The 19,477-nt window shown below is 41.5% G+C and carries 24 protein-coding genes; 5 read left to right on the top strand and 19 right to left on the bottom strand.

Annotated features, from left to right (window positions below; all coding sequences use genetic code 11):
* Positions 1-114: 114 nt before the first annotated feature.
* The 6 genes from ACRRU2_RS27370 to ACRRU2_RS27345 all read right to left on the bottom strand — a co-directional run bounded on the left by ACRRU2_RS27370 (position 115) and on the right by ACRRU2_RS27345 (position 5,006).
* Positions 115-372, bottom strand: a complete 258-nt coding sequence (locus ACRRU2_RS27370; protein WP_432506525.1) for an integrase core domain-containing protein — start codon at positions 370-372, stop codon at positions 115-117.
* 2 nt (positions 373-374) lie between these two features.
* Positions 375-893 (bottom strand): IS3 family transposase, encoded by a 519-nt coding sequence (locus ACRRU2_RS27365; RefSeq protein WP_432506524.1) that lies wholly within the window; start codon positions 891-893, stop codon positions 375-377.
* A 143-nt stretch (positions 894-1,036) separates the two neighbouring features.
* Positions 1,037-1,360, bottom strand: coding sequence for a transposase (locus ACRRU2_RS27360; RefSeq protein ID WP_432506522.1), 324 nt, complete (start codon positions 1,358-1,360; stop codon positions 1,037-1,039).
* A gap of 313 nt (positions 1,361-1,673) precedes the next feature.
* Positions 1,674-2,897 (bottom strand): cysteine desulfurase, encoded by a 1,224-nt coding sequence (locus ACRRU2_RS27355; RefSeq protein WP_432506520.1) that lies wholly within the window; start codon positions 2,895-2,897, stop codon positions 1,674-1,676.
* Positions 2,894-4,219 carry a glutamate-1-semialdehyde 2,1-aminomutase gene (gene hemL, locus ACRRU2_RS27350; protein ID WP_432506518.1) on the bottom strand — a complete coding sequence of 442 codons (1,326 nt, stop codon included), beginning with the start codon at positions 4,217-4,219 and terminating at the stop codon, positions 2,894-2,896. Before hemL ends, ACRRU2_RS27355 begins: the two co-directional genes overlap by 4 nt.
* A gap of 166 nt (positions 4,220-4,385) precedes the next feature.
* Positions 4,386-5,006, bottom strand: coding sequence for a MarR family winged helix-turn-helix transcriptional regulator (locus tag ACRRU2_RS27345; protein ID WP_432506516.1), 621 nt, complete (start codon positions 5,004-5,006; stop codon positions 4,386-4,388).
* A 210-nt stretch (positions 5,007-5,216) separates the two neighbouring features.
* Between ACRRU2_RS27345 and ACRRU2_RS27340 the strand changes: the two genes are divergently transcribed.
* The 5 genes from ACRRU2_RS27340 (at position 5,217) to ACRRU2_RS27320 (ending at position 9,843) form a co-directional block, all read left to right on the top strand.
* Positions 5,217-5,951, top strand: a complete 735-nt coding sequence (locus ACRRU2_RS27340; RefSeq protein ID WP_432506514.1) for a GntR family transcriptional regulator — start codon at positions 5,217-5,219, stop codon at positions 5,949-5,951.
* A 417-nt stretch (positions 5,952-6,368) separates the two neighbouring features.
* A complete protein-coding gene (locus ACRRU2_RS27335; RefSeq protein WP_432506512.1) occupies positions 6,369-7,325 on the top strand; it encodes a ribokinase in 957 nt (318 codons plus the stop codon).
* A gap of 13 nt (positions 7,326-7,338) precedes the next feature.
* Entirely contained in the window at positions 7,339-8,214 is an 876-nt protein-coding gene (locus ACRRU2_RS27330; RefSeq protein WP_432506510.1) for an MIP/aquaporin family protein, read from the top strand.
* Positions 8,215-8,283: 69 nt separating this feature from the next.
* Positions 8,284-9,102 (top strand): class I fructose-bisphosphate aldolase, encoded by an 819-nt coding sequence (locus tag ACRRU2_RS27325; protein WP_432506508.1) that lies wholly within the window; start codon positions 8,284-8,286, stop codon positions 9,100-9,102.
* Positions 9,103-9,210: 108 nt separating this feature from the next.
* On the top strand, positions 9,211-9,843 hold the full coding sequence (locus ACRRU2_RS27320) for an HAD family hydrolase (RefSeq protein ID WP_331700966.1): 633 nt from the start codon (positions 9,211-9,213) through the stop codon (positions 9,841-9,843).
* Between the two features lie 76 nt (positions 9,844-9,919).
* Here the strand turns inward: ACRRU2_RS27320 and ACRRU2_RS27315 are convergent, their stop codons facing one another.
* The 13 genes from ACRRU2_RS27315 to ACRRU2_RS27255 form a co-directional block, all read right to left on the bottom strand.
* Complete coding sequence (locus tag ACRRU2_RS27315) at positions 9,920-10,471, bottom strand: hypothetical protein (RefSeq protein ID WP_432506506.1); 552 nt, start codon at positions 10,469-10,471, stop codon at positions 9,920-9,922.
* A gap of 106 nt (positions 10,472-10,577) precedes the next feature.
* A complete protein-coding gene (locus tag ACRRU2_RS27310) occupies positions 10,578-11,315 on the bottom strand; it encodes a sugar isomerase domain-containing protein (RefSeq protein WP_432506504.1) in 738 nt (245 codons plus the stop codon).
* 70 nt (positions 11,316-11,385) lie between these two features.
* Entirely contained in the window at positions 11,386-11,838 is a 453-nt protein-coding gene (locus ACRRU2_RS27305) for a VOC family protein (protein ID WP_331700969.1), read from the bottom strand.
* A gap of 222 nt (positions 11,839-12,060) precedes the next feature.
* Positions 12,061-12,528 carry a GyrI-like domain-containing protein gene (locus tag ACRRU2_RS27300; RefSeq protein WP_432506502.1) on the bottom strand — a complete coding sequence of 156 codons (468 nt, stop codon included), beginning with the start codon at positions 12,526-12,528 and terminating at the stop codon, positions 12,061-12,063.
* Between the two features lie 3 nt (positions 12,529-12,531).
* On the bottom strand, positions 12,532-13,143 hold the full coding sequence (locus ACRRU2_RS27295) for a transglutaminase-like domain-containing protein (protein ID WP_432506500.1): 612 nt from the start codon (positions 13,141-13,143) through the stop codon (positions 12,532-12,534).
* A gap of 17 nt (positions 13,144-13,160) precedes the next feature.
* Positions 13,161-13,841, bottom strand: a complete 681-nt coding sequence (locus tag ACRRU2_RS27290; RefSeq protein WP_432506498.1) for a class I SAM-dependent methyltransferase — start codon at positions 13,839-13,841, stop codon at positions 13,161-13,163.
* 16 nt (positions 13,842-13,857) lie between these two features.
* Positions 13,858-14,565 (bottom strand): class I SAM-dependent methyltransferase, encoded by a 708-nt coding sequence (locus ACRRU2_RS27285; protein ID WP_432506496.1) that lies wholly within the window; start codon positions 14,563-14,565, stop codon positions 13,858-13,860.
* A 19-nt stretch (positions 14,566-14,584) separates the two neighbouring features.
* Complete coding sequence (locus ACRRU2_RS27280; protein WP_432506494.1) at positions 14,585-15,229, bottom strand: HAD family hydrolase; 645 nt, start codon at positions 15,227-15,229, stop codon at positions 14,585-14,587.
* Between the two features lie 712 nt (positions 15,230-15,941).
* The gene (locus ACRRU2_RS27275) at positions 15,942-16,442 is read right to left on the bottom strand and encodes a hypothetical protein (protein WP_432506492.1); all 501 of its coding nucleotides are present in this window, start codon (positions 16,440-16,442) and stop codon (positions 15,942-15,944) included.
* A 53-nt stretch (positions 16,443-16,495) separates the two neighbouring features.
* Positions 16,496-16,999 carry a GNAT family N-acetyltransferase gene (locus ACRRU2_RS27270; RefSeq protein WP_432506490.1) on the bottom strand — a complete coding sequence of 168 codons (504 nt, stop codon included), beginning with the start codon at positions 16,997-16,999 and terminating at the stop codon, positions 16,496-16,498.
* A gap of 65 nt (positions 17,000-17,064) precedes the next feature.
* Positions 17,065-17,919, bottom strand: a complete 855-nt coding sequence (locus tag ACRRU2_RS27265) for an aminoglycoside phosphotransferase family protein (RefSeq protein WP_432506488.1) — start codon at positions 17,917-17,919, stop codon at positions 17,065-17,067.
* A 91-nt stretch (positions 17,920-18,010) separates the two neighbouring features.
* Entirely contained in the window at positions 18,011-18,490 is a 480-nt protein-coding gene (locus ACRRU2_RS27260) for a GNAT family N-acetyltransferase (protein WP_432506486.1), read from the bottom strand.
* Between the two features lie 12 nt (positions 18,491-18,502).
* Complete coding sequence (locus ACRRU2_RS27255) at positions 18,503-19,039, bottom strand: hypothetical protein (protein ID WP_432506484.1); 537 nt, start codon at positions 19,037-19,039, stop codon at positions 18,503-18,505.
* Positions 19,040-19,477: the final 438 nt, after the last annotated feature.

The raw sequence follows: 19,477 nt of genomic DNA, 5'->3' as shown, positions 1-19,477 counted from the left end.
TTCTTTTTAGCCGATAAAGTTTATAAATCCTGTATATTCGGCTAGGCCCCCTTAATCTGGAGTCTGGCCCACCAAATAATGTTCAATTTTAGAATTGCTTCATATTTCACTAGATTACAGGACTCGATGAAACTCTGTTCGATCTTCCAGCTCCATGACCCACTGCGAGAATTCCACTGGCGGCATGCTTTTTAGGCTACCGTGCATTCTGCGGTTGTTGTAAAAATCCATGTAACGATCGAGCTCGTCATAAGCTTTTTCAAGTGTCATGAACTCAGTTAGACTGAATAGATCACGCTCAAGCAAGCTGTGAAAAGACTCAATGTATGCGTTCATATTTGGACTACGTGGCGGGATACGTTCGTGGTATATCCCTAGGCTCTCACACGTGTCACCAAATAGCTTGCTAACGAATTGCGGTCCATTATAGTAGGTAAAGCTACTCCAGGTTCCAGGCGATCCTGTAGAGCAAGGAGAAGTGTCTCTACGACGTGCTTTGCCTCACACGCAGGACCTCGATGCTGCCCGACGACTACACGGTCAAATACATCGATGATGCTAAGCACGAAAAAGAATCGTTGACATCCCAACGCGTATCCGTACTTAATATCTATTTGCCATAGTTGATTAACCCCGGTTACCGTCCGGTTTCTCGGTATTCTGCGTGGATGCTTGTTCTTTTTCTTCCGTTGTTTCTGAAGAATTCTTAACTCCTTGCATAGGCGGTATGCTTTCTTTTTGTTTAGAATTAAACCACGCTGTCTGCGGAGGCACAGAGCTAGATTCTTGTACCCATAAATATGTTCTTCTCCTTCAAGGAGTTCGAGCAGCCATTGTTTAATCTGTTCATCGTCGACTTTTTCACCCGTGTTCGTAAGGGAGAATCCAGGCACAGGACGCCCTTTTTTTCCGCATGAGGTACCTTGTTCGGTCTTGGATGCATCTTGCGTCTTCCGGTAATAGTAGGTTGATTCATGGACTTCCAGGATGCGCAGAACTTTAGCTGTTGAGTCCCCCCGCTTAATAAATGGTTCTGCTACTTCAAGTTTTTCAGATAAGCGGGGTTCTTCTTTTTTACGAGTTCTCGAAGAATCTCGATCTCAAGCTCTTTCTCACCAAGAAGTTTTTTTGCCTGTTCGAAGCGTGCCTCTATCTCTTGAAGTCGACATAGTTCCTGTAGATGCTCATCTGCTGTCGGAATCTCCTCTAGACTGATTTCGTCACGGTGGTCTCTTACCCATGCACGTACGGTTTCAGGATGAATACCGTACATGCGGGCGAGTGTCCCCACCTTAACACCGGCCAGTGCTTCCTTTACGATTTTCAACCGTGTTTCTTGATTCAAGTGCTTCTTCCTCATGCCTCTCGTCCCCCTCTAATAACAGCTTAAATTATTGGGTCAGGAAACTCCAGTTCAATTAGGGGGCCTAGGAGTATTTGCAGGATCCCCTCTTAAACTGTACTAACTCCCGAAAAAATGATGTACTTTTGCAGGATTCATCCATGAAAGGTCGCACTCGGCCGCACCAAATTGCAATTCCCACCATTTCCTGGAAATTGAGTTATACACTCCTGGTACATGGAAAAAGAAGTACCCATGGGCACTCCTTATTTCCGTCACGTTCGCGGCTCTCTTATTCGCTCTATCCGTATGTTTATACTTTTAGCGTCCTTCATTCTTGATCGTCAAAATATTGTATCGTTTTATGAAGCGCGAACATAAGCCGATCAATATCTTCTTCTGTATTGTACAAATAAAAACTTGCTCGCGCTGTAGCTGCAGCTTGAAAATGGCGCATAAGCGGCTGGCAGCAATGATGCCCGGCACGAACCGCTACACCGTAATTATCCAGTACGGTGGCAACATCATGCGGATGTACATCATTCAAATTAAAGGTTACCAGCCCCATTCGTCTATCCTCCGGGCCGTAGATGGTTAAACCGTCAACCCGCTTCAAACGCTCCACCGCATATGCTGTTAGTTTCCGGTCATGCTCGACAATATTGTCCATCCCAATTTCTTCAAGAAAATCGATGGCCGCGCCAAGTCCGATTGCACCAGCAATAATAGGCGTTCCACCCTCGAATTTCCACGGCGCCTCCTTCCACGATGAATGATGCAGATCGACATGGTCGATCATTTCTCCGCCGAATTCAGCCGGTTCCATTCGATCAAGCAGCGCCTTCTTGCCATACAAAACACCGATGCCGGTAGGCGCACACATTTTATGCCCCGAAAAGGTGTAAAAGTCACAGTCGAGTTCCTGCACATCAACCTTGATGTGCGGAGCGCTTTGCGCCCCATCAATAAGAATAGCTGCACCATGCTTATGAGCAATGGCAGCCAGTTGCTTGACAGGGTTGGCGACGCCAAGCACATTGGATATATGCGAAGTCGCTACTATTTTGGTACGGCTTGTAATCGTTCTTTCCGCATCCTCAAGTGTAAATGTACCATCCGGCTGCAGTGGAATATATTTCAGTTGGGCGCCGACAGCTTTAGCTGCCTGCTGCCAAGGGAGTAAATTGCTGTGATGCTCCATAGCCGAAATGACGATCTCGTCGCCTTCCTGGCACACTGCCCTGGTGTAGCTGTAAGCAACCAGATTTATAGCAGAGGTTGTACCGCGGGTAAACACGATTTCCCGTTCGGATTTGGCATGAATGAACCGCGCAGCTTTCACCCGCGCACCCTCATAAGCATCGGTTGCACGCGCTCCAAGCGTATGCACGCCGCGATGCACATTTGCATTATCGTTTTCATAATAATGCTTCAGCGCTTCAATAACCTGAACAGGCTTTTGCGCAGATGCAGCGCTGTCCAGGTAAACAAGGGGCTGGCCATGAACCTTTTGCTTTAATATTGGAAATTGAGCGCGAACATCCGAAATGTTCATAACTCCCCCCTCATTTCCTCGCTAATTTTTAGTAAAGCTTTATAGTGGGCATTAATCGCAAGTTCAATATCGTTCTCAGAATGAGCGGCAGATACAAACATTGCTTCATAGGGAGTCGGCGGTGTCAAAATGCCATATTCAAGCATTAAGGCATAGTATTTTTTGAAAATATTCATATTCGATAGCCGTGCCGTATCGTAATCAACGACATTCTGCTCGGTAAAATAAGCACATAGCATCGAACCAACCCGATTTACCTGGAGCGGTATGCCCGTCATTTCGGAGTTTTCAATAAAGCCTTCCGCCAATCTGGCCGATTTTTGTTCCAGTTCATAGTAAATATCCGGCTGGCCCAGAAGCTGCAAGGTCGAATATCCGGCTGCCATCGCAAGCGGATTGCCCGATAAAGTTCCAGCTTGATAAATCGGACCTATCGGGGCGATCTGTTCCATAATAGCCCGCTTGCCGCCATATGCACCTACTGGCAGCCCGCCGCCGATAATTTTACCAAGACACGTCAGATCAGGCTTAATTCCGTACAGCCCCTGCGCGCCATGATAATCTACACGATACCCAGTCATGACCTCGTCAAAAATAAGCAAGCTTCCATATTGCTCTGTTATCTTTCTCAGTTCCTGCAGAAATCCCGGCAAAGGCGGCACAACTCCCATATTTCCCGCTACCGGCTCAACGATTACCCCGGCAATCTGCTCGCCAAAATGCTCAAAAGCAAGGCGGACGCTGGCTATGCTGTTGTAGGGAACAGTTATCGTATTCGCAGCTGCTTCTTTCGGCACGCCCGGACTATCCGGCAGCCCCAATGTGGCGACACCCGATCCTGACTTAATGAGCAAATCATCAGCATGTCCGTGATAGCCGCCTTGAAACTTCACAATTTTGGACCGCTTCGTATAGCCTCTTGCCAGACGCATTACGCTCATGGCCGCCTCTGTTCCGGAATTAACCATGCGTACCATTTCTATTGATGGAATGGTTTCGCAGATCAATTTGGCCATTTTAGTTTCTATTTCAGTCGGCAAGCCAAAGCTTGTGCCTTGCATTGCTGCATTGCTGATCGCTGCGACGACCTCCGGATGTGCATGCCCCAATATGAGAGGACCCCAGGAACCGATAAAATCAATAAATTGATTGCCGTCGATATCAAATACACGCGAGCCCTGTCCGCCTACAATAAAAACTGGTGTCAAACCGACCGCAGAAAAAGAGCGAACCGGACTGTTCACTCCACCTGGGATGACCCGCTTTGCCTCGACGAATGCCGCTTTGGAAAAAGCATCTTTTCTTAACAGATTCAATGTCATGAACGCCACCCTTCTCCTTCCCTATGCTTGGAATCGTGCGCTTTTCCGTTTAGTATAGTCGGTCGGGAATCATTGTTCAATCCAATAAATAATATCATTTCGATAGGATATTCCTATTATTAAATCAATATAAACAGAAGCTTGGAGATAGAGCAATGGCAATTGTTCAATTGCCATTAAAAGGGGTATGCTCGGGGCATTCTTTGAGAGAGGCTTCATGTGAAATATATTTTTGAACGAGCTTGCAATAATGCGGATTATCCGAATCCTCAGCATTAGACATAAAATGAATACAGCCCAAGCAAGGCTCCGACACGATCAAATGCCCCCGTCCTTGCATCGCTGAAATAATAGCGCCAAGACCAAGCTCGAGATGAGCTAGTGCTTCCTCTGAGATCTGCTGCAGCTCAGTCTCCAGCGATTGTCCCCAATGCTGAAGCTGATACGCCACTTCCTCGCCTTTTGAAGTTAACTCCAGCAGTGTAACGCGACGGTCGTCAGCTTTTTGAACCTTGGCAACAAGCCCCTTGCCCACTAAACCATTCATGATCTTTACTGCCGTAACATGCGAAGCGCCGATTGCTTTCGCAAAATTGCCAACCGTTGCGGCATCATTTCTAGTATGGGAAGCAAACAGCAGCGCTTGAATTTGTGCAGGTGACAATCCAAGCGCGTCGCTTTCCGCCTGTGTCAGTTTTTTTATAGCTTGCGACATGCGGAACAAAGCCATGCTTATGCGCGCCGACCGGCTGTTATCACGATGCTGTGAGTTAAATATCATAACCATCCGTACCTTCCCTTTACATTCTTTCATCCATTTTACATGTAAACAGGAGCAGTTAAAAGCACGAATGAAAAAGAATTAGCAACAATATTTGCGTTACATTTTTTCCATCTATTCACTGATTTGTTGATAAATAAACAAAGAATACATGTACATATTAACCGCTTAAAGGTATAGTAATGTATATGAACGTTTAATAAGGGTGATGACACTATGTTAGTTATTGATAAGCAAAGTCCAGAACCACTATATATTCAAGTACAGAATTGGATCAAAGAAAAGATCGAAAGCGGAGAATGGGGCCCTAAATATAAGCTTCTATCCGAAACAGATCTTGCTGCATCGCTTGAAATTAGCAGAGGTACTATTAAACAAGCTATTAAAAACTTAATCGATGAAGATGTCCTTATTCAAATTCATGGAAAAGGCACGTTCGTTGTTGGCAAGCAAATCGAGTCGGCTGCTGCAGAACGGCTTGTATCGATTTCCGAGTCACTCTACGGCGAGAAAATTGATTTCTCAACAAGCCTTTTAGGCATGAATATAATAGAAGCAGCCAAACCGGTCGACAAACACTTAGGTTTATCCAAAGGCGACCCTATTCACTTTCTGCAGCGTGTCCGATCCATAGATAATTGCCCATTTGTCTATCTTGAAAACTATTTGCCAGTCAAACTCTTTCCGAACCTGGACAGTTATGATTTTGAAAAAGAAACGCTCTTCTCGATTATTGAGCAAGATTACGGCTTAGCTATTCATCACGGCAAGCGTTCATTCGTTGCGCGCGGCTCTGACGAACGAATCTCCTCTATATTTGGAATAGATATAGGAACTCCACTTATCTTCTTGGAGCAGATTACATATGCTGCGGATCATACACCGATCGAGTATTCCGAAGTGTGGCTGCGCAGCGATCTTATGAAATTGACCTCAATTCTTGAGCGCTAATGGTCATCTTTCAAATGCAACACCTCCTCTTGCAGGAGGTGTTTTTTTGTTTCTAGTCAATATTGAAATTAAAAAATCTAAATAAGCCAATTGACAATTTCAAATTAGTTATGGTAATCTTCAACTAGACGTATATAGAGGTATATATACATTATTGTACAACTATTAAAAACCACCTCTTACTTTCAGGCGTCTTTTTCATCCAAAATGTGTGAATAGAGGTGATTGATGAACACTGATGCGAGTCTGCTCTATATAGCATCTTTAACTTGTGGCAACGTTTTAAATGAAGATTGACGCTTAGAAATGTAAGCGCTATATTGAATCGTGTAATTGGACTATTGTCGGATGGGCTGTGCAAAAATAAATGTTTAAAGAGAGATTCATACTGACAGTAAATTTTAGGAGGCACTTTCCATGAAACAACATCCAAACATTACGGTAGTAGGCAGCAATATGGTCGATCTTCTATCTTATCTTGAGCGTTTCCCACAGCGCGGTGAAACTGTTTTTGGGCGCGGGTTCGCACAAGGCTTCGGCGGAAAAGGCGCAAACCAAGCGATAATGTCAGCCATACTTGGTGCAAAAGTATCTATGGTAACCTGTGTTGGCGATGATATTTTCGGGCCAAAATGGTTTGAAGAATTCGAGAAGAACAGCGTTAATACCTCGTTTGTAAAAACAATACCAGGCAATTACAGCGGCGTAGCAGCGATTTGGGTGGAACCATCTAGCGACAATCGAATCGTGCTTGGCGCTGGTGCCAATGAAAATGTTTCACCTGAATTAGTTGATGAAGCGTTCGATCAGCTTCCGCGTCCTGATGCAATCATCTCCCAGCTAGAAATACCTCAGCCCACTATTTTGCGCGGCTTCCAGCGAGCCAAGGCTGTAGGCGCAACGACCATTTTGAATCCAGGCCCTGCAGCTCCTGTCCTAAAAGAAATTCTGGATCTTACAGACTGGCTTATCCCAAATGAAACAGAGTTTGCCCTTATAGCAAACGAAATGGCCGGCATTGATCCTGCAAACCTGCATCAAGCTGTGCGGCAATTTGGTGATTATACTGGTGTTAATCTGGTTGTTACACTAGGCGAAAACGGCGCTTTACTCTATATGGCTGGCAGCGGACAAGAAGTATTAGCTATGCCGGCGCCTATCGTTAATGCCAAAGACACAACAGGAGCTGGAGATGCCTTCTGCGGCGCTTTCTCCTACGGAATAGCTGCCGGGCTTGAGCCGATCAAAGCCATTGAATTAGCTAATGTGCTTGCCTCCGATAGCGTTACACGCTCCGGTACACAAATCTCTTATGCCCGTAATGAACGCTTGAGTGAGCTGCTTGAACAAGTGCTTGAAAAACAGGAGCAATAGGAGGGGAACAGGCATGGAAACCAGTTGGCTGAAAAAATATGCAGGCGAAGCGCTCGGCGCTTTTTTACTTATCCTTTTTGGCTGTTCAGCTGTTGTCATCGCCGTTATTTATGGGCAAGCATCTGATTTGTTCAGTGCAGGGCTGGCATGGGGATTTTCTGTCGGTATTGCGGTCTGGGTTGCCGGATCTGTTTCTGGCGCACATTTTAACCCTGCAGTTACACTTGGCTTTGCAGTTATTGGACGTCATCCATGGCGTCAAGTCCTCCCTTATTGGACGGCTCAGGTAACGGGCGCTTTGGCGGGAGCAGCAAGTGTTGTACTCGTATTCGGTGATGCCATCCGCGACTTCGCGGTACGCAACGGGATTGTTATTGGTGCGGCAGGCAGCGAGAAAGTTGCCATGATGCTTGCGCCCTACTCTCCGCATCCTTGGATTGTCGGCATCGATGCGCATGCCTACTCGATTGTGCCTGTGTGGCGTGGATTCACTACCGAATTGCTGGCTACAGCCGTGCTTGTTATCGTCGTACTTGTCTTAACGGAAGCACGTAATGGCCACTCACCGGTCTCATGGGGATTGCCGCTTGGATTAATTGTGCTTATCACTATGCTGACGGTGTTAACAGCGGCTCATACGATGACAACGCTTAATCCGGCCCGCGATCTTGGTCCAAGAATCATGCTCGCCTTCATGGGCTTTGGACCCGCAGCATTCCCTGGGCCGCGAGAAGGGCTCTCCATGCTTATCACGATTGGCGGACCGATAGCTGGAGGCATAATTGGGAGCGTTCTATACCGCTATGTTGTATCCCGTCTATTCTCCCATTCCCAGCCCAGTATTACGCTGGAGAAAGTAAGGAAAGATGAGATTATCGCTGCCAAATAGGAGCAGAACCATACCGCTTAACAAATATCAACTACTGCTTTTTTTGAAAGTGGTCAGAGAGGTGACGACATGACAGTTACAAATCAATATACAACTTTAACAGGCCTTGGTTTTCAGCGAAGGCTGTCCAAATTGTTTCGCAAAGACGGCAAAGCTATGGTTGTTGGACTGGATCACGGATTATCTGCAGGAGTGAAGCAAGGTCTGCATGACCTTGGAGCGATAAGCAGCACCTGTATCAATGGCGGTGCCGATGCCATTCTGCTGGGACCTAAAGCTAGTCTCTGGGCCGCATCAAGTCTTGGTCAATCGGAGCATTCGGCCTTCTGGCTGCGGCTTGATCGTACAAATGCATTTGACCTGCCAACACCGCAGCACTTAAACATTTCCGCCATAGCTACCGTTCAGGATGCGCTACGTGTCAATGCTGATGCAGCCGTTATTTGGTATATACGATCTAGCGGTGTACCTGAAGATCAAGATGCTGAGCATACCAGGCATGTAGCAACGATCGCAGAGCAATGCCGAGAATCGGGAATGCCGCTGGTAGTCGAGGCTTTTACACTAGGCAGTAATGTTACTGGGGCTGAAGTTGTAAAAACAGTACGGATAGCATACGAGTTAGGGGCCGATATTTTAAAAATCGATTACCCGCAGGATGAGGGAGTTTTGAAGGAAATTTTGGCAAGCGTTAATGCGCCGGTATTTTTGGCGGGAGGACCGCAAACTGACAATTTCAATGCGTTCCTGTCCAAGATGGAGCGAGCGATGCAATTGGGGGTCAAGGGCATCGTCATCGGACGGAACATATGGCAAGCTGCGGATCCCGCACAAGCACTTATGCAATTTAATTCTATCGTGCACGGTACCTCTTTGACAAGGGCGTAACGTTGTTAATAATACGGCAATTTTGTGCGATGGCAATCGGGTTGGGGGACCTGGTTGCCACTTCACATCTCAATTATTGTGTATTTGCACAGAAGGAAGTGTATGTTTATGACCTATAAAGCTGTAGCTTTTGATTTGGACGGAACACTGATTGATACTGAAAAAGCTATTACTCTATCACTTATAGAAACTGTGCGCAATTTCAAAGGAATTGAGATCAGCTATGAACGGATGGCACAAGAATTTGGTACGCCAAGCGCACGAACCTTTGCCAGCTTTGGCATTAGTGAACATGAATTGGAAGCTGCTTTAAACAGCATGTCTATTTATTTCGCGAAACACAATAATTTAATAAGCGTATTTCCAGGAATTGAAGATATTCTTTCAGCTATTGCATTAGTGAATTTTCCTATGGGAATTGTCACGTCAAAGACAAAAAAGCAATTTCAGCATGAGTTTATTCCGCATGCATTGGAGCGTTTTTTTGCGCATGCTGTATGTGCAGACGATACTGAACGCCATAAGCCTCACCCCGAACCGCTTCTGAAATATTTGGAACTGGCCAAGCTGAGTGCCCATGATGTGTTGTATATCGGAGACTCTGTGTACGATATGGAATGCGCCAAGGGTGCAGGTGTTGATTTCGCATTAGCTGCTTGGGGAGCGGTCGATAAAAGCTTGCCGGCTGGGCATGTTTTACTGCGTCCCAGTGATATTTTAAAAGTAATTGGCCAGGCTTGAATTTCAATATGACTTTCATCAAATAGCTTACAAGCAGTAAAGACACTCGACATCCATAAGATGCGGGTGTCTTTCATTAGTGACTTTCGAATATCGTCTCGCCAAGATCGTTAAATCCCGTTATATCTAATCCGGGCATACTCCCATAATATTTATTGCTAATTAAGTACCATACTTTATAGCCATAAGGCGTATCGAACATATATACTTCGCCATCTATTTTCCGATCACCTATATATTTTATTTCTACCTTTGTAATGTTTGGATCATGTACAATTCCCCAAAATAATTGATACCCTTCGCCCGCCGCAGGTAAATGATCAATATTAACCCATTTGCCCGTTACGACTTGATCTGTTGAATAGGGTTGCAATAAGTCGCCAAAGCCTCTGATCCATTTGTTTGACTTTTTTCTAATTAACGAAGCGCCAACAACTTGATCTTCTTCTTCATAGAACAGAAAAACCCCATCAGCAACTTCAACTTGTTCTAATATCTTTTTTGGCGGAGAGTTTGTATTATTCAGAGCTTTTTCAGGTGAAGAATAGCCGCTTGAGGAATAGGACTGTGTGATAAGAAGACTTACAATAATAATAAAAATACAAAATACGAGGTATTTAGATCGCAATGTTTTGCCTCCTCTCGATCATATTAATTTCAAGATTGCTTTGGTTAGCATTTGTTATTGTTATGTCATCAAGAGAAACAAGCTTGCAAATTTTAACACGTATTAATTATATATAATTAACGCGTCCTTTATATTTCTCAAGCCAGTAATCGTTTTTCTCTTCGCCATTTTCAACATTAGCACTAACAAACACAGGAAGCGGCTTTCCACTTGCTGCAAAACGTCTAGCTACCTCTACCATTATCGTTTGAAGAAGCGCCGTACCTACAACTGTTGAAGTTGGTCCTACTTTTAGATCGGAGCCCGGCAGCCCAATTGCAGCATCACCGAACTCTGCATAGTTATCCAGAATAATATCAGCCACCTCGTAAAGTCGAAGCCCGCTATTATGCCGTGATGGCTGCATGGAGGAAAAGGCTACTGAAGTCAAAGCGACTACGGGAATATTTTTTGCTTTTACAAACATTGCAATATCGATAGCTAAAGCATTTCGCCCGGACACAGAATGTACCAACAAAACGTCCTTGGGTTGAAAGTCCACACCTTCCAATACAATTTCCGCATACCCATGAAGACGTTCCAGTGCAGATGTTTTTGTAATTGGTTTCGTATTGAGCATTAGCCCTTCTGCAAATATAGGATTGACTGGAATCCAGCCTCCAGCACGATAAAATAATTCCTCTGTTATAATACCTGCATGACTTGCACCAAATACATGCAGCACTCCGCCATTTGAAAAAGTATGATCAAGTAAAGCTATTACATCCTCAATTACTTGCTGTTGTTCCTTCGCTGCACGAGTTAACATTTCTTTCACTTTTTCCAAGTATTCAAAATAAACCATTATTTACTCTCCTTAATCCGTACTTGCTTTAAATTTGCTAGATACTTCATCAAATACTGACCTTTCGCCTCTAGCTGGAAGCCTGCTGTACAAAGCCCTCCTTAAAATCATCTTTCGGATCCCAAATGGACCATGCCGCTTCCAGTAAATTCCCTTCATTATCTCTAAAATAAAAATACTTCGCTTCCCCGGCGCCAAGGGTGTGCAGCTCGTCAACCTCTGTTCCGCTGCTCTTTAACAATTGATATGTATATTCAATATCCGGGCAATTGATGGCCATGATTGGGAATGGTTTATCGTTTCTCGTAATCTCCAATGGGTTGCTATTCTGAGTCTCTATTAAGAGCAGGGCGATAGAATTTTTATGCGGATGATGCATTACGGCCAATAATGAACCTCGATCCTCAAATTTGTTCATTAATTTAAAACTCAAGTTCTTTTTGTACCACGCAATAGACTCATCGATTTTAGTTGTTGGCACATATACGTATCCAATACGTGAAAATGCAAATGGTTGGCTCATTGGACTGCACCTCTTTGGTTTTTATAATTCGAACTACCGCTTCGCTGAGTGTCTTGTTCAAATAGCTGCTGCAGCACGCCAAGCCGAACTATGCTCGATTGAGCTGTTCTCATTAGGTAGTCAATTTTTTCATCCCAATATAGTTTGTCATTTGTATGCTCCTTCATGCCTATTTCGTTAGCTATTATCTGTTGAGCATGCTCCAGGTCGTTTGTATCTGTTCTATTTAATCGTGTCGTATAAATCGATATGCTCTTCCCCTACATCTTTTTTTCCCCATTCTTCAGCAATTTCCAGATGCCAGGACCTTTGAATTCTTTCAAATCCATTATCTTTAATCCATTTATGAAGAAGCTCATACGTATTCCTAATTTCATGCTTAGTTCCAGTATGAGTAATGACTGCATATTTCTGCTTAGGAACCAATAAAGAAACCATGCCTTTGGGAACATCTCTAACTTCATTTACTTCTACACATACCCAATAACCATCTTCTTCTTCCGTAAAATCACCGGCAATAAACGCTCCAACAACTCTTGCGGGGCTTACCACATTCCTTATTTCATTCAGTCTTTCTTTAAGCGCGTGGGAAGCCTTTGGAATTTCATACACGTATTGATCACCGGGACACACTACTCTAATTCCAATCAGCTTCATTTCATTAAGCACGACCGTTTTCAATGGCTTCATCCTTTATTCTTTCGTATTTTCCTCACTCAAATCGGCTGGCAATCCTTCCTGGTACATTCTTAAACCATCCGTATAGGCCTCTAATGTTTTACTAATATCCGGGTGGGGCTCATCGAAGTTAGTAGTGTAATCTTTTTCACCGTACGCTGCTCTGATTGGAAAAGCGAGCTGCTCTTTATGAATCGAAAATTGAGCATTAACGCCTTCCTTGTTGCCTCTTGCATCTAACCGTATCCATTTATTGTATTCTTTTAGATATACCGTATTTAAAGCATGTATACAATACCCGTCTTCCGGCTTGTCATACAGCGTTAATCGTTGGTAACAAATACCTGAAGGTATGCCCATTCCTCTCAATAGCGCTGCCAGCAGATGTGATTTGGCATAGCAAATGCCATGTTTATTTTCTAATACCTCGGAGGCTTTTCTTGTTACTGTATTATTTTTAATATCATAAGAATGGCTTATCTCATCTCGGACATACTCAAAAACAGCTCTTATCTTATCGATCTCATGTTCCTGTGTAAAAGTAGCTATAAGCTGCTGTATTCGTTTATCAAAATAATCAATATATGCTGATGCATGAAGGTAAGCATCTAAAGGTTTATGTTTCATCGCTCATTCTCCACATTCTACATTTTATTAGCTTTCCATATATATCTGTATTCTTTCATTCCAAGTTTTCCATTAACAACATTCTCACGAATTAACTTGTTTAATTCATCTTTAAGTTCTGGTTTAGTATAGTCGGGATTTCCTGGTATTCCGGAAATAAACTTGGCAAACTCCATCTCATCAGGGAAGTAACACGTAGCATTGTTAAATTCTTCAATTTCAATATTTATAAATCCGTTGCCATGTAATCGTTCCTTCACCATTTCTAACGCCCCCGAGTGGATGCCAAATACCGTGCCTCCTGAACGCAGAATTCTACTATGTTTTAATATAGAGGTTGGTCCTCTTCTGTTATAAATCAAGTCAAACTGCCTGTCTGAAAATGGCAAATCTGTTTTGGTAGTAGCATAGACAAAATTTACATTGCTTGCATTGCTTTCTTTAAGAATAGCTTGAGCAATCTTAATCATTTCAATGGAATTATCAAATCCGACAATAGATCGCGAATATTTTGACATCTTGAGCGTAAACTCCCCGTGTCCGCATCCAGCATCTAAAACGGATTGGGATTGGAATAGTTCTTTTCTTAACCGCTCTTCGAAAATTTGTTCAGCCGAGGTTCCTTCGATTGAAAATACAGCCGTATTTTTATAACCACCGTTCTTCCTAGCGATCATGTCATACCATTCAATTCCCATAAACAGCCTCCCGGAGTTAAAGTCTCTTCTTAGCTACAAAGGTAATGCAGTCTGTCGTTAATTCTACACGCTGCCCGTTTCTATCAATTTCATATTGCAGCTGTTTTACAAATCTATTTTGAATTTCCCATCCAGTATATTGTTGGTCGAGTAATTCCAGCATGGTTTCCGTAGGTAAATTAATTTCAAACATTGGATCTAATTCTAGTCCGCTTTCTAAGCCTACTTCCCGGATATTAGATCCAATTATTATACAATTGGCTCCGCCGTGCTTGGTTCCCAGAACCATTTCATTAAGCTTACTCATTAATGCCTTTTCTGAACTCACATGCTCTAAGGCGGAGACAGCTACAATAATATCGTATTTATGCCGCTCAATTATAAATTGCTCAATATCTGATAATTTTGACTCAATGAATGGTTCAACCCCATATTGCTTGCTGTATTCATTCAATTTGTTAATGGCGGACTCTAAAATATCCACGCAAACTACTTTACCATCTCGATTTTTCATAGACTCGGCTATAGGAATACTATTCCGGCCAATCCCAGCCCCTAGATCAAGCACACTAAGGTATTCTTTGTTATTATATTTCTGTAAAAGATCGATAACCGTTTTAACTGGTTTATGCAGCCATGTGCCTGGCTCAAATAAATGATATTGCTCGTAGCAGAGATCATGATATTTCTTCTCTTCTGCTCTAATATTAGCTATTCTGTTCATTGGCGCATCCCCTTCCGCACTATAAAAACCTTACTAGTCCCCTAATATCCATAATCTCTGCAAATGGAAAAACACCCATCCTATTCATTTTCTCAATATCGCCTTGATAGGATATAAAATTAATATTTGCTCCTCTAGAGGCTTTGCCATCTATCCATGAATCTCCAACAGAAATCCATTCTTCTGCCGGAATATGGTCATACTTTCTTAATATATAATGAAACCCGTCAGGAGACGGCTTTAATGAACCCATAAGTCCCCTTCCAACAACACAATCAAAGTAATGTATGATTTTATTATTTTTTAGTGCCGTTTCTGCAGCTTCGATGGCGTTATTGGTTACAATAACCATACAGTATTCGCTGCTCAATTGCTCTAAAAGCTCTATGGCGCCAGGTTCAAGATCCGCGTCTAACATTCCTTCAGTTTCATACCTAGTTGGAATTTCCCACATTTTTTGAATTAACTGTTCAGTCATCAAGTTAGTATTTATAGCTTTCTCAATGATTGTCGCCGTGGTATGGTTGTTAAGTATTATATTTGGTTGAAGTATCCCGTGGGATACAAGAAACTGAAAGGTATCATTTTTCATCGAGGCAAAGTCAATTCTTGATCGCAGTATCGTGTTATCCATATCAAAAATAATCCCTTTAATCTTGTTCAATTTTTATCCCCTCATCATATATAATAAGACCCAGCCTCTGATAACACTCATCTTAGACTGGGTTTTGTGTACAATACTACTAGTAAGCGGGAAGCCGTCGATTCGTTGTAGAAGTTAAATAACCGAGCAAAAGTCGTAATGCCATCTGTTTAGGATTGTAACGGAACTGAGAGGCTCTATTTAGCAATAAAAAGGTGTTTTAAAACTGTAACGGAACTGTGGAGCGCTATAGGTAATCTTTTCCTCGTTTAGATAGTGATTTTGAGTAAATAAGGTTTCTCAGTTCCTTTAGACTTTAGAATAAGCTGATTTCCGTACAATAGCGTGTCTCAGGAGACTGTCGATTAATTGTGGTTAAGACAACAAGCAATAAGAAGGGGTGCCACTGCGATCAAGATTGGGATTCCGACCGCTGTTGTAGTCCAATTTTTCTTAATAAATAAACCCTGTTGAGGATAAAATTGGCCTACAAAGGCGGACGCTGCCGCTTCTCCATTCCCATTCTTGCTCTCCGTTTCCCCTTTCTATTGCTTTTTAATAGTTGCCCACAATTAATCGACAGTCTCCTCAGTTCCGTTAGCGTTTTTCAACGGCCTGAGTTTTTCCCCTTAGAACTGCAAATAAATAAAATTCCATAAAACCAACTACTGGAAATACAGTTAGCTCCAAAGGCATATATCCTCTTTAATTTGCGATCATTTTCGAAAAATCATTAAAAATTTGACTGTGGCCATTCATCCAACGTCATCGTTTTCGTGTATGTAAAACCTAAATATTTATATTTTACTTTTACATCTATAATTGGCTCATTGCTAAACAAGCGTATTCCAAAATGTATAGGATAATCTTTGCTTTCAAGTTTTACAGTTCTTTCTTCCGGGGTCAAATCAGGTTTGATTTTATGTTCTGTAATAGGCACAAACTTAATATCCGGATCCTCATCGAGTCCTCCACCTGCTACTGCATGAAAGGAATGACTAACACCTAATTCAACTTTTTGCAGGTCATTATTGTTGTTAACCATAACCTCCACTAACTGTATATCAAAATCCCCCTTATTAATAACCTCTAAAATAATCGCTTTATTTTCTTCATTTTCTCTTGTAATGCCATTTACTTTGAGGGGGCTCTGATTAATTACAAAAATAATTGATACCACTAGCACAGCAGCAAGTACAGCGCCTGATATTAGCCGCCATTTATTTCTGCTCAATGTTCATCCCCCTTTCGAGTAGTGATTTTTGTGAACAGCCTCTTGCATTAATATTATCTTTTCTCATATAAATGAGCACTCCAGCCTTCTGAATCCAATCTTCTAACAAACTGATATCCTGCATCTCTGTAATATTGATTTAGCCTATTATTGTCAGCCATGCAATCCAGCCTTATATATTTTTTACCCTTGTCTCTAATTTGCTCTTCAGCAGACCTTAAAAGCTTTGAGCCAATTCCCTTGCCTTTAAATTTTCTATTCACAGCAAATTTATGGATGTAGCCAGCGTCGGAATTATCAAGCTCTTTCCATATGAAAGGGTCTTGCCACGTAATTAAATAAGTTCCCGCAATTTCGTTATCAATTGTTGCAAGATAAACATCTGATCCGTCATTCACAAATTTAAGAACTTGCTCTAAACTGAAAGCCTCTGGGTTCCATTGCTTTATATTATTCGATTGAAGCCACTCAGCAGAACCCTTCCAAAGACTTAATATGATTGGAGCGTCGTCTATCGTTGCATGCGTAATAATTAATTCTTGGTTTTCAAAATCCATAATTCCACCTCGTCTATTCTGTTGCTGCCAGACTACGTAACTATCACTTTTTTCTTCATTTTTATTTAAAATAAACCATCCTGTAAAAATTTATTTTTTCCTATGATCGATTTTATCGTAGCTTTTGTATTGGTTCTTTTAGGAAGGCTGAACAGTCTGTTTAATAATATCCATCGTAGGCAAGCAATTGCTTCGAATACCTCTAATTCTTCCGCGCTATAATTGCCAGCTGAAATAAAAGCAGACCGATAAAGGTTACTGTTCCTTTCGCTTACATAAATCCACATCAAAATAATGGACCAAGCAATATCATATCGCGGATCGCCTAATTGAATATTTGTCCAGTCAATTATGGTGAACTTGTTATTGTTCTCAACAATATTTCCCAGGTTATAGTCGCCGTGAATAGGAGAGCTATTTTTCATGTTCGACATTTCAACAAGTGGAACCAGTACTTCTTTAATGTCCAGATGCTCATCAATTCTCGGATAGAAGTAAGTAATAAAATCACATTTAGGAATTGTGCTAAAATCAGTTTTTTCTAGTTCAAGCTTATGTATGTCCACCAGCATTTTAGCAAAGTTGTTTAGCTTTGAAGAACTAACCTTTCGAATGGGCATACCATCATAACTGGTTAATAATACGCCATTGTTATTTTTATCAATCCCCCAGCCATAAGGTCTAGATACAGCAGCACCAAGATTAAACAAACTATCTAAAAACTTATATTGAATGGAGAGATCCGGTTTCGAGCTCCGGTTCCATACTTTTAAAACGTACTGTGCATCCTTTGTATCAAGCTGGAACACGTCCGCTTCCAGACCAGCAGCTAGTGGGGAAACACTCACTTCTGTATTTAAGGAAGCTGGAAAATCATTGCTCTTTTCTTGCCAACTAATAGTTCCAATTAGTTCGCTCATTAGGCACATCCTTTCTAGTAAATATAAAAAATAACCCAGCCTTCAATTATGTTCATTTCTGGCTGGGTCACTAGTTGTAGGAAGTATTTATTTATAGGGAGATTGAAAGCATAATTCCAATAAGCGATGCTTCCTTGTAATCTATTAGCTTCATATCATATGGTTTAAAGCCTTGTTTATAATAAAATAATAAAGCCTTGGTGTTTGTATTATGGCAAATTAAATTCAAAGCATTAGCTTTATATTGTTCAGCAGCCTTTTTCTTCATCACTTCAATCAAGTAGCTGCCGACTCCACCTTTTCTATAATTGGGATTAACGATGACATTGCCCAGCCAGCATTCTTTCCCTTCGTTAACTTCGTAGAAATTACAATAGCCTGCTACTTCGTCCTTATGCAAAATTACGGTTGGTGAAAATCGCACCGATGCAGCCTCCTCAAGCTGTTCAGGAGCTACTGGAAAAGTCGCTTTAGGAAAAAAGTAAAAAGCTTCTTCTTCATTCTGGGCAAACGTGGCAATGATCTTAAAGTCTTCTTGTTGGGCATCTCGAAATTGAAAAATAGAAAGCACCTCTAATCGTCGTTATTTTTCTTCACTAGGATAAGTTAATAAAAGCTCCTCAAGTTTTTTGACCAGCCCTTTTTTATAAGCAGAATCACTGAAAGATACTGCTTCCACCATTTCTTTAATTAAGAATCTAAAAAAATTAAAAAGAATAATAACGCCTACTAATGTAAGAGCTGTGTAAATTAGTAAGCTTATAGCCTCACTACTAGTTACATTTGCAAATAATCTAGATAAAAATTGAATCCATAATGGGACAAATAATGAAATGAAAATACCGGGAGCAATTAAAGATGGTATCTTATTTCTCTCAAGATCTTTATTAATAGATGTTATTAAAATTTCTATTTTTCCTTTATGATACAAATGATTTAACTTTAAATATTCAATTAATCTATGATTTTGCATCTGATCAAAATTATTGCTTCTCCATTGACCAGATTCTGGAGCAATATTATATTTGCTATGAAGTATTTTCTTAGCTTTTTTATTAATAAGTTCTAAAAAAATAAATATAAGAACTATAAACGTTCCGAATATTAAAAATAGCCACATCGTTTTTAAATACTCTTTACCGTATAGGGCATAAAATAGTATTGGAGATAACATTATAATTGACATACAAAATAAAGAAAACAGTATTAATGTACTAAAATAATAAAACTTCAAGTACTGAAACACAAGGCTATAGGGCGTTATCTTTTTCTTGTAAAATTTAACAATTTGATTTAACATACAGACTCCTTTAAGTCTTCCTCATCATTTACTGTTTACTATGTTACTAATCCTTCCCCTTCACCATTCTACCATGATATGCCAATTCCTTAAAGAACAATCGTTCGTACTTTTACGTTGAGAATCCCTTTTTAGAAAATGTAACGAATGTCAGAAGCGCTATCAAGCCAAAAAAGCTTGTTTTAAATTTCTAACGAAGCTGAGCAGCCTTATTGTTGGCAAAAGGAGCCTAAAAACGTGTTTTGTTCACACATAGAG

The sequence above is a fragment of the Paenibacillus sp. GXUN7292 genome (genome assembly GCF_050864975.1).
Classification (GTDB): Bacteria; Bacillota; Bacilli; order Paenibacillales; family Paenibacillaceae; genus Pristimantibacillus.
Note: the sequence above shows the minus strand (reverse complement) of the source record. Positions and strands in the feature narration are given on the sequence as shown.